The organism is Arsenophonus sp. PmNCSU2021_1, from assembly GCF_036919435.1.
In the GTDB taxonomy this organism is placed as follows: domain Bacteria; phylum Pseudomonadota; class Gammaproteobacteria; order Enterobacterales; family Enterobacteriaceae; genus Arsenophonus; species Arsenophonus nilaparvatae.
In genome coordinates this window covers 73115-86912 of record NZ_JAZHPL010000006.1, presented here as the reverse complement: position 1 = coordinate 86912, position 13798 = coordinate 73115, and the positions used below count along the sequence as shown (strand labels likewise).

The window sequence follows — 13798 nt, the reverse complement described above, 5'->3', positions numbered from 1 at the left end:
TCTGAAACCCGAACAGTTGTCCGTAATTCATAACGTATTTGCAAGGATGGGTAATATGAGTCAGCTAAATCCAATTTGTGTAGGAATTGATGTTTCTAAAGCTTCATTGGATATTGCAGGCACCAATAACATTGAGCAGTTCAGAGTCAGCAATAACCCTGACGGGTTCGATACCATCATTTATCAACTGAAAAAGAACAACATAGCCTTGATTCTGATGGAAGCTACAGGTGGTCTCGAGGCAGCGATTGCATGCGCTCTTCAGGCTGAAGGTTTTGATGTTGCCGTTATCAATCCCAGGCAAGCCAGAGACTTTGCTCGATCCATGGGCTATCTGGCAAAGACTGATAGAATAGATGCCAGAGTTTTAGCTCAGATGGCTGATGTCATTAACCGCCATCCTGAGCGGTCACGTTTTATCCAGGCTATTCCTGATGCAGAGCGTCAGATTCTTGCTGCTATGGTGGTGCGCAGACGGCAGCTGATTGCAATGCTTGTAGCTGAAAGAAACCGGATGCATCCATCTCACCCGCAAAACAGAAAAAGCATCAGTAACATCATCAATGCACTAGAAAATGAACTTAAACGGATTGACGAGGATATGCATAAGCATATTACGGATCATTTCAACGAGCTTGCAGAGCGGCTAAGTACTATCAAAGGCATTGGTATGATGACTGCTGCTACATTGCTGGCAGAAGTCCCTGAGTTAGGGAAACTCTCGCGCAGGGAGATCAGTGCACTGGTTGGGGTAGCTCCTGTTAATAGAGACTCGGGAACCATGCGTGGCCGACGAACCATTTTTGGCGGTCGGGCCGGAGTTCGAACCTCTTTGTACATGGCTGCACTGGTTGCAACTCGTTTCAATCCGGTGATAAAAGCATTTTACACACGGCTGGTTGCAGCAGGAAAAGCCAAAAAAGTGGCGCTGGTTGCCTGTATGCGCAAACTGCTGACTATCCTGAATGCGATTCTCAGAAAGAACCAAGAATGGGATGAGTCGTATCATAACGTTGCTCCATAAATATACTGTTCAAGACAGTTGCTTTCTTACGAGGTGAATATGATTGATTCGGATAAAAATTCGCCAACATTTAACAGTTATGCCAGCGTTGAGGATTTAAAGCGCTATGCCCGTGAAAGAGGGATTGATATACCGACTGATGACCTACACATTGAGTCGATGCTGGTGACTGCGATGGACTATCTAGCGACACAGCCATGGTTAGGAAAACGAACGTCTTTAACACAACCGCTATCCTTCCCCCGCACAGGGTTATTTTATGACGGCGTGCCTGTTACTAATGATGTCATCCCTAAGCAACTCATTATGGCGCAGTGTCGGCTGGCGATTGAGTCAGAGAACGAGGATTTACAGCCAACGTTAGGGGGCGAAGTGACCACAGAACGTATTGAGGGGGCTATCACGGTACAATATACCTCGGGGACAAATTCGGGTTTACCCAAGTTTCCCTGGTTAAATGGTTTACTCAATGGCTTGTTAGATACCCGCTCTGGATTTGCCATCAATACCTTTTCGGTGAGGTGATAATGCATCTTTATACCCGGATGGGTAAAACTAGTGAGCGATTGATAAAGCAGTACGGCATGGACTATGTCTTAAAAAGAAAAGGCAAATTTTATGTTAATAAAAAGGGTCAGGAGATTATCGAACCCGATGTGGTATTAACGGTGGTCGGGGTAAAGACACAGTTTGCTATTAATGAAGTGGACAATTCCCTCATTTTAACCAGTGATATTAAATTTATTGCGCCGGCAAAGAGTCATATTCAACAGGGGGATATCCTTATCATCGATAACAGAAATCATCGAGTGATTGCTGTAAAAGAGATAAAACCCCAACGGCAAACGATTTGTTTCATTGCACAATTGAGAGCTTGATATGGCAAACAATTTTACAGCCGCTATTAATGCGTTTATCAGCAAATCAGAAGAGAAAATGGAAGCGGTTACCAAGGTGACATTCATAAAGATACTCGCAAGGTTGGTCATGATGTCGCCTGTCGGTAATCCCTCTATCTGGCAAGTGAATGCTAAAATAGCCGAAAAAGGGAAAGAAAAAGAAAGGAAGCCAGCAGGGTATACGGGGGGAGATTTCGTGGCAACTGGCAAGTGACGTTTGATGAAGTACCAATGAAAGAAACGGGACGAATAGATAAAAGTGGCGAAGTAACACAAGCGGAGGGCAATCTTGTTATCGGTCAGTTTAAAGTGGGCATGAAGTCAGTCTATTTTTCCAATGTGGTGCCTTATGCCTATCGGCTTGAGATGGGGCATTCAAAACAAGCACCGAAGGGTATGATACGGATTACGGCACAGGAATTTCAGCCGTTTTTTCATCAGGCCATCGCTGAGCGTAAAGGATGAAGCCATTAACCATTAATGCCGCCATACGTGCGCATATTGCTCAATTTGCTGAGTCTGAGAATATCAACGTTGTCTGGCCAAATTGTGAATTCGATGATATCAATAAACCCTATCTACAATTGCACATCATGCCAGCGCCAACGAAAAATTTAAGTTTATCGCTCGATATGCCGGTATTCAGCGGTGTCATTCAAATAAATGTGGTGGGTAAAGCAGGAACGGGCGATACGGCTGTCATGAATATTGCTAACCGTTTAACAAACTTTCTAACAAATGGTTTTTCGATGACCGATAGCCTTTTTCTAAACGGTGAGCCAAGTTTATTTCCTGCCATCAGTGATCAGGTTAATTATATCCTCCCCGTCAGCATTCCTTATCGTTGTCACTCTACAATATAACATTGCCGCCATATGGCGGTTTTTTATTAAGCCAATAACGAGGTTTTATCATGGCATACAATATTCCTAATGGTTCGCGTGTTTATGTTGCCAATAAATATGCGGATGAGATAACAATGACGGCGGCTACCAATGCGGTAGAGGCGGTATTAACTGTCAACGCGATTGGCAGTATTAAAGCGTGCGATATCGTCCAAATTGATTGTGGCTGGAAGAAAATGTCAGGCGCTTTTAAAGTGAAAGAAGCAGCTGATACCCGTATTACACTGGCATCAATCGATACCACCGATAAAACCGTTTTTCCTGATGGTGGGGCTAAAGGGAGTTTAAAGAAAGTGGAAGCATGGGAAGCAATGCCGCAAGTCATGACTTTATCAACGGAAGGGGGTGAGCAACAAACGCAGGAAATTCAATTTTTGGAAGATGAGCAGGCAGAAACGGTTGATACCTTTAAAAATGGCATCACGCAGGTTTATACCTTTGCACATGATGCGAAATCACCCATCCGTAAGTTATTGATGAAACTCGATGACAACAAGCAAATAACCACGATGCGTTTTTTCAATAAACGTGCCAGCGAGGATCGTTATTTTACCGCTTCGGTCTCTTTCCAGCGCGTGCCCAATACCGCCATCAATGAAGTTGAAAACGTGGTAGCCCGTTTCTCACTTAAATCTGATATGCAAATCTATACGGTATAGTTTAAGGATGCAGCATGGCAAAATTTACCCTGATACCCAAGCCAACGTTTAAAGCCAATGTCCTCATTCCGGTGGCAGGCAAAAAAGAGCCAGAGGTGGTCACTTTCACCTTTAATCATAAAGCCATGAGTGAACTGGAAACCATGCGAGAGATGCCGATTGATGAATTTTATCGGCAGATTATTGCTGACTGGGCAATTGAAGCGCCTTATCACGCTGATAACTTAAAGTTGCTATTTGACAACTATCCCTCAGCTGCCAGCGCCATTAGTACAACGTATTATAGCGAACTATTAGGCCAACGCGAAAAAAACTCCTAGCGGTCGTTGAGGCCATGTATGGCGGCATGACCGAGACCGATATCCGCAACTTTGAAGCCGCCTTTGGTTTTAGGCCGGAAGACAGCGAGGTTGAAGTCTGGCCAGATGTCTGGGCGGCTTATCTTACCTTTAATGCGCTGCGTACTCAGTGGCGAATGGGGGTGAATGGGCCAACAGGGCTGGATTATAGTGTACTGCCACAGGTTATTGATTTATTAAACCTGAACAGTGATAAGACGACTTTGTTTAATGATATACGGGTGATGGAAGCGAAAGCCTTAGCGATAATGCACCAATAAGGCGGATATTTTTATCACAGGCTTTAAATTTTTTGTTGTTTGAAGGAAAATATAATGACTGATATCGCCCCGATTTCATTAAAAGTCAACACGGCGGATTTGGAAAGAGGTTAACAGAAGTTAAAATCCTTTCAGGGAACAGCGGAAAAGGTTGAAAAGGCTTCATCAAATCTGGAGGGCGGATTAAAAAAAGTCAGCTTGGCCTCATTAAGACATGCCGAAACCCTTAAGACGCAAAAAAGTGAACTCAATGACCTGTTAAATCGCATTAATCCCACCAATAAAGCGTTTGATGAACTGGATAAAATTAGCCGAAAGCTCGCCGCTTCACATCAAAAAGGTTTACTCCCCCTTGACCAGTTTGTTGATTACAACACGATACTGGAGGAATCGAGAGATAAACTAAGTCGGATGAATTTGGCACTGACCGCAGAAGGGAGAGCGCTACTTGCACAGGAAGAAACTTCAAAGCGAGCGAAGTTAGCCGCGGATAATTTTCTAAACACATTAAAACAGCAATCAGACACGATAGGCAAGACGCGAACTGAAATTCTTGAACTGAAAGCGGCGCAGATGGGCATTTCGCAACAAGCAGCGCCGATGATTGCCAAATTAAAAGCACAAGAAAAAGCGTTTATGAATGGCGCGGTAACGATGGGGCAATATCGTCATGCAATGCGTATGTTACCGATGCAAATGACCGATGTGGTGACTTCATTGGCTTCTGGTATGCCCGCCTGGATGGTATTCGTTCAGCAAGGTGGACAGATAAAAGATTCGTTTGGCGGTGTGGGTATATAGCGCGGCAAATCATTTGATACCGAAAGGCAAAATATTTGATACGCTCAAAAAACACACAAAGGAAAGTTATTTGATACTAACTGCGGTATCGAGGTAAATATTTTAACCTGAGTTCGGGATAAGAAATAAAGAGAAAGTCTTGATATTCAAATAGTTGAATGAGCCTGTTTTGTTAAAATACTCTAACAGTCTGGTTAAAGAGTAGAGCATTGTTAAACAATTATGGAAAATCTTACTGAACTTTATTGCCTGATGGATGATTTTTGCAAAGACTTCGAGCCAAAAATGCATGAATATTTGCTGACTAACGGTACTAAGCGTCGTAGACGGTCTACTCAGCTTTCGTTGGCGGAAATGATGACACTGGTTGTGTTGTTTCATCCAACTCCGATTCAGGCAATTCAAGGTATTTTATCTCTATTATGTCCGCTTATATCTCCGGAAGAATTTCCTAACTTGCCATCCTATTCACGCTGTGTAGAGTTACTTCCGCGTAGTGCCTTAGCGTTAACGGCACTGTTTGAGTCAATTAAGGGAAAATGCACGGGGCTATCGGTTGCCGATTCTACTCCGATAGCAGGTGTGTGATAACTTACGGATCCGCAGGCATAAAGTCTTCAATGGGATAGCTGAACGGGGAAAAAATTCAACAGGTTGGTTCTTTGGTTTCAAGCTTCATATAATTATCAATCATTTGGGGGAAATACTCAGTTTTCGACTCACACCAGGAAACACCGATGATCGGAAACCATTGCTCTGAGCTGACAAAGGATCTTTCTGGTTGTTTGTACGCAGATAAAGGGTATTTATCGGCTTCACTGAAACAGCAACTCAAAACGATGGGAATTAACCTTATAACGAATATCAAGAAGAAAATGAAGCCTATTAAACAGACTTGTTTCGACAAAGCCATCTTGCGTCATCGTTCTGTCATTGAAACGGTATTTGATGAGTTAAAAAATCTTTGTCAAATAGAGCATACGCGACATCGCTCTCCGGCTAATTTTGTAGTGAATTTATTAGGCGGACTGGTTGCATATTGTTTAATGCCATCTAAACCAAAGATACCTGTTGCAGGTACGTATCTTCAAGCATAATTGATTATGCTTATCCCGAACTCAGGTTAAGTATTGTGAATGTAGTTAAGCCACTGTAATTGATCTGTTTTGACGATCGATAACACTTTATTGATCGTCTATATCGCTGATGTTTTATGTTATCCGACAAGAGTTCAGTAGTGAGATTTTGCTGTACATAAAACACCCCAAAATGGATTAAAATTTAATCAAAACCTCGATTTTAGCCCTAAATCGGCATTTTGGCTAAAATTTGAACGGTAAATACAGTGTTTTTTGCCGTGCATTTTCCTCATCAAGCCATCATTTAGGCTTATTTTGTCAGGAAACAGGCGAAATCCTTTTTTACAAAAAACCTTGGTTTAACGGAAACGATAGATTGTGCAAAAAACGCACTGGATAAACGAACCGGCGGAACTGTCAACGGAGGTGTCACATTAGGGCAAAATTTAACCATTTCATGGGGCGGCAGAACGGCCACTTATCATGAAAACGGTGATGTAACTGGCCCTATTTGGGGCGGGGCGTTAAGCAGCTGGCTTAATATGCAGATTAACAATCGAGGAGCAAAAAATACCGCTCACCTTGCTACTAACGGATGGTGGAAATGTGGTGATACCGGCTTTATCAGGCAATGGGGCGTTACACCACCCCTCAATGCTGGACAGATTTATACGGTATCTTTACCTTGTCCCGTCCCTCATGCCATCTTCTCGGCAAACGCGACGGTAAAATACAAAGGTATTGCTCCCGAGGGAAATTTAGGCACTTATGTCGAAATAGTCGGAAAATCGTTAATTATCAGTGCAGATTACACCAGAACAGGGATTAAAGCGCCGAGAACATGGGAGCTGGTTTGTTACTAACTCCAGATTATCACACTACTTTTTTGGTGCTTCCGGCCACGCAATATCCGGCGCTTTGCTTATATCCACCCGGTTAAGTAGCACCCGGTAGGTTTTCCACGCGACAAGTTGCGCCCTTTCTGCCTCCGTTGCCATATCGAGATCTACTGCATCCTGTAGTGGAGCAATAGCGGCGGAGGCTTTTTGCATCAACGTGGCTTTTTTCCTCTCCGCCTCATCCATGCGCTGTTGAGGTGTGGACGGAGGAATATCTACCCACACAGGCAAACCCGCTTCGCCCACGGCGCGCGCCTTGCCCGCAAATTCCAGCCAGACATCATCACTCACTTCAATCGCATCCTCCGGGAAACTTCCTGCGTCAATATACGACTGTTTCAATTCCGCCGGGCAGAATGTGTTTTCCTTCGCGCTGTAGTAATACATTTTATCCTCTCTCAAAAACCAATCGCCAGCACTGCGGTTTCAAGACCGTAATCGGTTGTCACCCTCACTGTCGCATTATCGACCAGATGGGCTGAGTGAGACAGGCGATCTGTGTCAAAGGATACCGCTGTACCGACATAACCGATACAGAAAAACCCCGCGTTGGGAAACCTTATTGGCAGCGGGAAATCATATGTCCAACTCCCTTTATCTTTTCCGTATCTCCCCCACTGGATAATCAATCCTGTGTCCCCGCATTTCCACCATCCATTGACCTCGAGCTTCACGGTATTCGGTTGACCGTAGGCCCCTTTGGGCTGGAAGGTCTTTCTCAGGTAAACGTCCAGCCACACCCCATTGACTGCCGTGGATATTTCCGTCAGCGGCCATCCTTGCGGCTCCGGCATACACGGAAGAAGGGGCACGAAAACCGCCATCTTTATGAAAAATATAATCACCCACCCCCTTTTCTTCACCGTTGTTCAGCCGAACACCATCCCCGCCCTGGTCCTTGTATAACCACATACGCCGGGAGCCATCCTTATCCTGAAACATAAAGTGCTGGCGACCATTCCCCTTCAGTGAGATTTGTGAACCCTGTGAAATAATGTCGCCGTTGACCGTTCCGCCGGTACGTTTATCCAGTGCGTTTTTTGCACAATCTATCGTTTCCGTTAAACCAAGGTTTTATTAAATAGAGAATTTAGCTAATATTTTGCCCAAAACCAGCGATGACAAGGCTTTCAGGAGGAGGATTAGAGGCTAAAATGGCAAAAATAGGCTATATGAGGGTGTCAAAAAATGACCAAAACACCGATTTACAGCGAAAATCACTCGTTTGTACAAATTGCGAGCAGATTTTTGAGGATAAAATCAGCGGAAAAACAGATCAGAGACCCGGATTAAAACTCGGGCTAAATGCACTGAAATCGGGTGACACCTTAGTCGTCTGGAAGCTGGATAGACTGGGTCGCAGCATTAAACATTTGATTACTTTAATATCCAAACTGGAAGATGAAGGTATTCATTTTCATAGTTTGACGGATGCCATTGATACCTCTGCGTCCGCTGGCCGTTTTTTCTTTCATGTGATGAGTGCTTTGGCACAGATGGAGCGAGAACTGATTGTTGAACGTACTAAGGCAGGTTTAGCAGCAGCAAGAAGTCGGGGCGTATTGGCGGCAGACCTCAGTCGCTATCTTTTGCACAGCAACAGGAAGCTCAAAAATTATTGGCGAATGGTCATAGCAGAAAACAGCTTGCATTACTGTATGGGATTTCATTGACCAGCATCTACAAATATTGTCCCGTTGATCGTACCACTCAAACAGACCAAAGTGCCTCCGATGAAAAATGACAGTGTAATTTCGTTGCACTGATGGAAACAACAGTAGCCTTCCATTTATCGCACGTTTTGGCTTCAAATATCGCACGCCGCATCACAATTCATTAATGATTAAAGAATTTTTTGACCAATAAAAAATAAAGAAAAAGAGAAAAATCAAAAAAAGTGTTAACCATTGTGGGATAAGCTGTTTCCATAATGGTCTATAAAACCATTCATATATTTTATTTTTTATCATTTTGTTCCTCCGAAAATAGCCACTTTGCATTTAATGTGGTTTTTTGAATATTCTGAGAGGTCAGTTGTACACGAGTTTCGCACAGGCCTATAAAATTCTAGAAATGGCTTAAAAGTAATGATTAATCTGCAAGTTACTGAAATGCAAAAATTTACTTAATTTACAATAAGTTATATTTAATTTATAAGGTTTTATCTATTTACATATTATGCTGAATTAAACTTAAAAATAGAGCGTTTTTTTATTGGTGCGAAACTCGTGTTGTATTGTTTGTAATTGAATTTGAGTTACTATCTTTTGCTCGGTTAATTGGAGCATGAACTGTAAAATTTCATGATAATCATGGCTATTTGCTTTAATTACCAAATTATCTATTTGGCTTGAAAGTGCCTCTAACCAACTGCCTGTTGGCAAAATATGCGGAATTTGTTGTAGTAAATAAAGTTGGCGTTTGTTGTGGTTAGCGGTTTGAATTAACGTATTAAGTTGTTGCGTTAATTGTTTAAGTTGTTGTCGCTGTTGTTCAATGTTAGCAAGCTGTTGTTCAATAGCTGCAATTTCTATTTTTTCATTATCAAGTAAATATTGTTGATGAAGGTATTGCTGTTTATGTCTATCAAATATAAAAAAAGAATTAATATCAAACTTGAAATTTGGATAAAAAAGAGAGATAACCAACCATAATAACGTTGTTTAAGGCGTTTTTTCTGCCATGGCAAAAAATTAACTTGATACATCATCTTTCTCCCTCACGAAGTGCTAAACCTGCGGCGATCGCAAAATTATGAAAATCTTTTGGTAACTTGATAGGGTAATATCGAAAAGAATCTAACAGAGACCATGCGGAGAAATGATGATGCTTTATATCGTTACCGAGGTAAAAAATAGTATTAGGTTGTTGTTGAGTTTCTTTAGGTAGTAATAGTATCAATTTTTCTATAGAGTCTACTTCAGTTATCTCAACAGGTTGGTAGTGTATTGATTGATATAAAGGGTCTGCACATATCCACTCTTGTTGTCGCCGATAAATAAGCCAGGTGTTATCAGGAATAGCAGCTTTATGTGCTAAGTAACGAAGAGCATTAGGAGATATATCGATAACCGAAAGTGAAAAACCTACCTCATGTAATAATTCAGACCAAAAAGCAATATCACTACGTCTGGTAGCACAAAGGTAAATTTGCTTTTGATAAATACGATAATCCAAAACAAGCTCACGAATGTCGATAGGAAATAGCGTTTCAGCTTTGCTGTGGACGACCCAACCAAGTTCTGGTTCTGTTAGTGTGATTTTTTCAGGTAAAAGGAAGTGAGATTTTAGGATTTGTAATGATGATAAAGAGAATCTTGTATCACAATTGTTAGGTAGTTTTTTGTACCATTGTTGCAGGATATTTTTTAGCGTGGTTATACGAATATTTTGGGTTTCAGTATCTTGGGTTTTAGTAATTGGTAAAGAATGTTGCCAACATTCGCGAAGTTGCCAGCCATGTCTGTGTCGAGTAGCAGCCACAAGTTGAATTTTATTATGATGTATATCAAGGCCAATCTGCCATTTTTGTAAAAACATAGACGATTTCCCTATTGTTAATGTATAAAATTCCATATTCAAGGTAATTTCAAACATTTATACTAAATATTCGATGTTTATAAACTACCCAATAAATTGTAAATGGGAATTTCAGGTGAAGATCGTAAAGTTTTTTCTTTTTTTATAGTTTGCTGTCTATTTTTCGGGGCAGGATCTATTTTTGGTTTGTACAAATATGTCGAATCAGAATTACCTGATGTAGCAACATTAAAAGATGTTCAATTGCAAGTACCTATGCAGGTGTTAAGTGCAGAAGGTGAGTTGATCGCACAATTTGGAGAGAAACGGCGTCTTCCATTGCCATTAAAACAAGTTCCACCGCTAATGATAAAAGCTTTTGTTGCGACGGAAGATAGTCGATATTATGAACATCATGGTGTTGATCCTATAGGAATTTTTCGAGCTGTATCGGTGATGGCTGCTTCCCGTCATGCTTCGCAAGGGGCAAGTACAATAACGCAGCAGTTAGCAAGAAATTTTTTCTTAAGTCGAGAAAAAACATTGATGCGTAAAGTTAAAGAGGTATTTTTAGCTATCCGGATTGGGCAATTGTTGTCAAAAGATGAAATTCTGGAACTTTATTTAAATAAAATTTATTTAGGAAATCGCGCTTACGGTGTAGGCGCAGCGGCTTATGTCTATTTTGGTAAGTCTGTAAATGAATTAAGTTTAAGTGAAATTGCTATGATTGCAGGTTTACCAAAAGCACCTTCTACTTTTAACCCCCTTTACTCCCATGAACGAGCGATAAATCGTCGAAATACCGTACTATTGCGTATGTTAGAAGAGGGCTATATTACTCAACAGCAATTTAATGAAGCAAAGCGTGAAAACATTATTGCTAGTTATCACGCGCCAAAAATTTCGTTTTCAGCGCCCTATCTGGCAGAAATGGTTAGGCAAGAGCTCTATAACCGTTATGGTGAGGATGCTTATACAAATGGTTATAAAGTTTATACCACAATCATCGGTAAAGATCAGATAGCAGCAGTTAATGCTTTGCGTAATAACCTAATTAATTATGATATTCGTCATGGTTATCGAGGAGCAGAAAAAATTCTTTGGACTCAGCTACAAACACCTTGGGCTCATGAACAAATTATTGAACAGCTGAAAAAAATATCTACTTATAGGCCATTAATTCCCGCAGTGGTTATTGCGACAAATAAAAATAAAGCTGAAGTGATAATGCCGAATGGTGCTTCTGTTGAGTTGGCAATGAATGGTGTTTCTTGGGCACGTAAGTATATTTCTGATGAGCGTCAAGGCATAGTACCTAAAACGGTTAACGAAGTTGTTAAAGTGGGAGAATTAATTCGTATACGACAGGTTGAAGATAGCTGGTGGTTAGCTCAAATACCAGAAGCAAATTCAGCTTTTATTGCTCTTAATCCATTAGATGGCGCTATTGTCTCATTGGTTGGCGGGTTTGATTTTGAATTAAGTAAATTTAATCGAGTAACCCAATCGTTACGTCAAGTTGGCCCCAATATTAAACCTTCACGAGTTTCGCACCAATAAAAAAACGCGCTATTTTTAAGTTTAATTCAGCATGATATATAAATAGACAAAACCTTATAAATTAAATACAAATTATTGTAATTTAATAAAATTTATGTGTTTTAGTAACTTGCAGATTAACCATTGTTTTTAAGCCATTTCTAGAACTTTATATGCCTGTGCGAAACTCGTGACCTTTTCTTTATACCGCCGCATTAGATAAAGGATTAACGTTAGCTTCATTATTAAATGATATGCCGATTACTCGTTGGGATGCTGGAGCGGATTCAGATTGGCGACCTAAAAATTCTCCCGCCAAATATGCTGGTCCAATCAGTTTGCGTCAGGGATTAGGCCAGTTTAAAAATGTTGTGATGGTACGCGCAATGCGCGCGACGGGTGTTGATTATGCGGCGGATTATCTAAAACGTTTTGGTTTTCCTGAAGAAAATATTAATCGAACCGAGTCATTGGCATTAGGTGCTCCGTCATTTACGCCGCTGCAAATAGTTCGAGGTTATGCCGTTATGTCTAATGGTGGTTACCTTATCGATCCTTATTTCATTAGTCGCGTTGAAGGGCTACAAGGTGAAGTTGTGTTTGAAGCTAAAGCTAAAATCGCTTGTCCAAAATGTAACGATATACCTGTTATTTATGATGATGTGCCAAAAATTAAAGAAATAAATGCAGAATCTATTGAGGATATAGTTAAATCTACAACGCCAATGACGAATCTTAAACCTAGTGTAACCTGAGTTCGGGATAAGCGTTAGTTATGAGAAAATAAAAATAGCTCATTTATCAATAAAAACCTTTTAAAATCAATAAAATGATAAAAAAAGGAATATTTTTAGTTGGTTGTAGGTTAAAAAATAAGCTATTTTCTCTGCTAAAATCATGAAAAAAGCCAAAATTTAGCACTGTTTTATGTAATAATTTTAATTTAAGTAATTGAATATATAATGAAAAAATTTATATTCCTTATCCCGAACTCAGGTTAGTGTAATATTAATAATGAAATTCCAATAACGGTTGAACAAAAAAATATGCTCCTCATGTTATTAGTACACCCCTAGCTTTTTTGATTAGTAATGCAATGATGACCAATATTTATGGAGAGCCAGGTTGGATGGGGACAGGCTGGCGTGCGAGAGATTTTAAGTGTAAAGATATTGGCGGAAAGACAGGAACGACTAATAGCTCTAAAGATGCTTGGTTTTCTGGTTATGGCCCCGATATTGTTGCTACAGCTTGGATAGGTTTTGATGATAATAAACGTAGTTTAGGGCGTACTATTACAGGTGGTGAAGCGGGAGCAAAAAGTGCCCAACCTATCTGGAATGATTTTATGAAAGTTGTTCTCGATGGAGTTCGTGAGAATGACATAGAACCTCCTGATGGAATTATTTCTATTACTCACGAGTTTCGCACAGGCCTATAAAATTCTAGAAATGGCTTAAAAGTAATGATTAATCTGCAAGCTACTGAAATGCATAAATTAACTTAATTTACAATAAGTTATATTTAATTTATAAGGTTTTATCTATTTACATATTATGCTGAATTAAACTTAAAAATAGAGCGTTTTTTTATTGGTGCGAAACTCGTGTTACTATTGATAGCAAAACAGGTAAATTAGCAACGAATAATTCAGTAAGTAAAAATTTGGAATATTTTATTGAAGGAACTGAACCTGAAACAGCGGCTATTCGAGAGGTAGGTACAATTGTTATTTCTGAAGATGGAAATAGCCAAGAACTCTTTTGAACAGTAAAATATTCTTTAATTTTTGTCATTGAAATTAGGGTTATTAGATAGACCCTATTTCATTTAACAATATTAGGACTTAATT

General features: G+C 40.4%; 14 protein-coding genes and 6 pseudogenes. 15 read left to right on the top strand and 5 right to left on the bottom strand.

All coding sequences use genetic code 11. From position 1 onward, the window contains the following. The first annotated feature begins 55 nt into the window (after positions 1-55). From V3224_RS13255 to V3224_RS13205, 11 genes and pseudogenes are all read left to right on the top strand, one after another. Positions 56-1024 carry an IS110 family transposase gene (locus tag V3224_RS13255; protein WP_032115191.1) on the top strand — a complete coding sequence of 323 codons (969 nt, stop codon included), beginning with the start codon at positions 56-58 and terminating at the stop codon, positions 1022-1024. Positions 1025-1063: 39 nt separating this feature from the next. Beyond that, positions 1064-1549 carry a DnaT-like ssDNA-binding protein gene (locus V3224_RS13250; RefSeq protein WP_334471015.1) on the top strand — a complete coding sequence of 162 codons (486 nt, stop codon included), beginning with the start codon at positions 1064-1066 and terminating at the stop codon, positions 1547-1549. A gap of 2 nt (positions 1550-1551) precedes the next feature. Continuing rightward, complete coding sequence (locus tag V3224_RS13245; RefSeq protein ID WP_334471013.1) at positions 1552-1902, top strand: hypothetical protein; 351 nt, start codon at positions 1552-1554, stop codon at positions 1900-1902. A gap of 1 nt (position 1903) precedes the next feature. After that, positions 1904-2388: pseudogene (locus tag V3224_RS13240) on the top strand (hypothetical protein). Then, positions 2385-2786 carry a phage tail terminator-like protein gene (locus V3224_RS13235; RefSeq protein ID WP_334471011.1) on the top strand — a complete coding sequence of 134 codons (402 nt, stop codon included), beginning with the start codon at positions 2385-2387 and terminating at the stop codon, positions 2784-2786. The pseudogene V3224_RS13240 and the gene V3224_RS13235 overlap by 4 nt, the downstream one beginning before the upstream one ends. A gap of 50 nt (positions 2787-2836) precedes the next feature. Further along, complete coding sequence (locus V3224_RS13230; protein ID WP_334471009.1) at positions 2837-3487, top strand: phage tail tube protein; 651 nt, start codon at positions 2837-2839, stop codon at positions 3485-3487. Positions 3488-3501: 14 nt separating this feature from the next. Next, positions 3502-3807 (top strand): phage tail assembly chaperone, encoded by a 306-nt coding sequence (locus V3224_RS13225; RefSeq protein ID WP_334469810.1) that lies wholly within the window; start codon positions 3502-3504, stop codon positions 3805-3807. A 26-nt stretch (positions 3808-3833) separates the two neighbouring features. Beyond that, a complete protein-coding gene (locus tag V3224_RS13220) occupies positions 3834-4106 on the top strand; it encodes a DUF1799 domain-containing protein (protein WP_334471007.1) in 273 nt (90 codons plus the stop codon). Positions 4107-4304: 198 nt separating this feature from the next. After that, positions 4305-4907, top strand: coding sequence for a phage tail length tape measure family protein (locus V3224_RS13215; protein WP_334471005.1), 603 nt, complete (start codon positions 4305-4307; stop codon positions 4905-4907). A 222-nt stretch (positions 4908-5129) separates the two neighbouring features. Beyond that, positions 5130-6004: pseudogene (locus V3224_RS13210) on the top strand (IS982 family transposase). Between the two features lie 524 nt (positions 6005-6528). Next, a complete protein-coding gene (locus V3224_RS13205) occupies positions 6529-6849 on the top strand; it encodes a gp53-like domain-containing protein (protein WP_334471003.1) in 321 nt (106 codons plus the stop codon). Between the two features lie 15 nt (positions 6850-6864). On the opposite strand, the gene V3224_RS13200 is transcribed toward V3224_RS13205, so the two are convergent. The 3 genes from V3224_RS13200 to V3224_RS29980 are packed head-to-tail and all read right to left on the bottom strand — an operon-like array spanning position 6865 to position 7797. Further along, positions 6865-7272, bottom strand: a complete 408-nt coding sequence (locus tag V3224_RS13200; protein WP_334471001.1) for a tail fiber assembly protein — start codon at positions 7270-7272, stop codon at positions 6865-6867. 11 nt (positions 7273-7283) lie between these two features. Beyond that, positions 7284-7559: a gp53-like domain-containing protein gene (locus V3224_RS13195; RefSeq protein ID WP_442890358.1), complete on the bottom strand. Its 276-nt coding sequence runs from the start codon at positions 7557-7559 to the stop codon at positions 7284-7286. After that, positions 7480-7797, bottom strand: coding sequence for a hypothetical protein (locus tag V3224_RS29980; RefSeq protein ID WP_442890356.1), 318 nt, complete (start codon positions 7795-7797; stop codon positions 7480-7482). The genes V3224_RS13195 and V3224_RS29980 overlap by 80 nt, the downstream gene beginning before the upstream one ends. Positions 7798-8039: 242 nt before the next feature. Here V3224_RS29980 and V3224_RS13190 point away from each other — a divergent pair. Next, positions 8040-8629: pseudogene (locus V3224_RS13190) on the top strand (recombinase family protein). Positions 8630-9077: 448 nt separating this feature from the next. Here V3224_RS13190 and V3224_RS13185 read toward each other — a convergent pair. Next, positions 9078-9533, bottom strand: a complete 456-nt coding sequence (locus tag V3224_RS13185; RefSeq protein ID WP_334470997.1) for a PilN domain-containing protein — start codon at positions 9531-9533, stop codon at positions 9078-9080. A 58-nt stretch (positions 9534-9591) separates the two neighbouring features. Then, positions 9592-10482, bottom strand: coding sequence for a pilus assembly protein PilM (pilM, locus tag V3224_RS13180; RefSeq protein ID WP_334470995.1), 891 nt, complete (start codon positions 10480-10482; stop codon positions 9592-9594). Positions 10483-10540: 58 nt separating this feature from the next. On the opposite strand from pilM, the pseudogene V3224_RS13175 reads away from it, so the two are divergent. From V3224_RS13175 to mrcA, 3 pseudogenes are all read left to right on the top strand, one after another. Next, positions 10541-11946: pseudogene (locus V3224_RS13175) on the top strand (transglycosylase domain-containing protein); the annotation flags it as partial. Positions 11947-12140: 194 nt separating this feature from the next. Further along, positions 12141-12662 (top strand): annotated as a pseudogene (locus V3224_RS13170) (penicillin-binding transpeptidase domain-containing protein); the annotation flags it as partial. Between the two features lie 320 nt (positions 12663-12982). Next, positions 12983-13381, top strand: a pseudogene (gene mrcA / locus V3224_RS13165) (peptidoglycan glycosyltransferase/peptidoglycan DD-transpeptidase MrcA); the annotation flags it as partial. Positions 13382-13798: the final 417 nt, after the last annotated feature.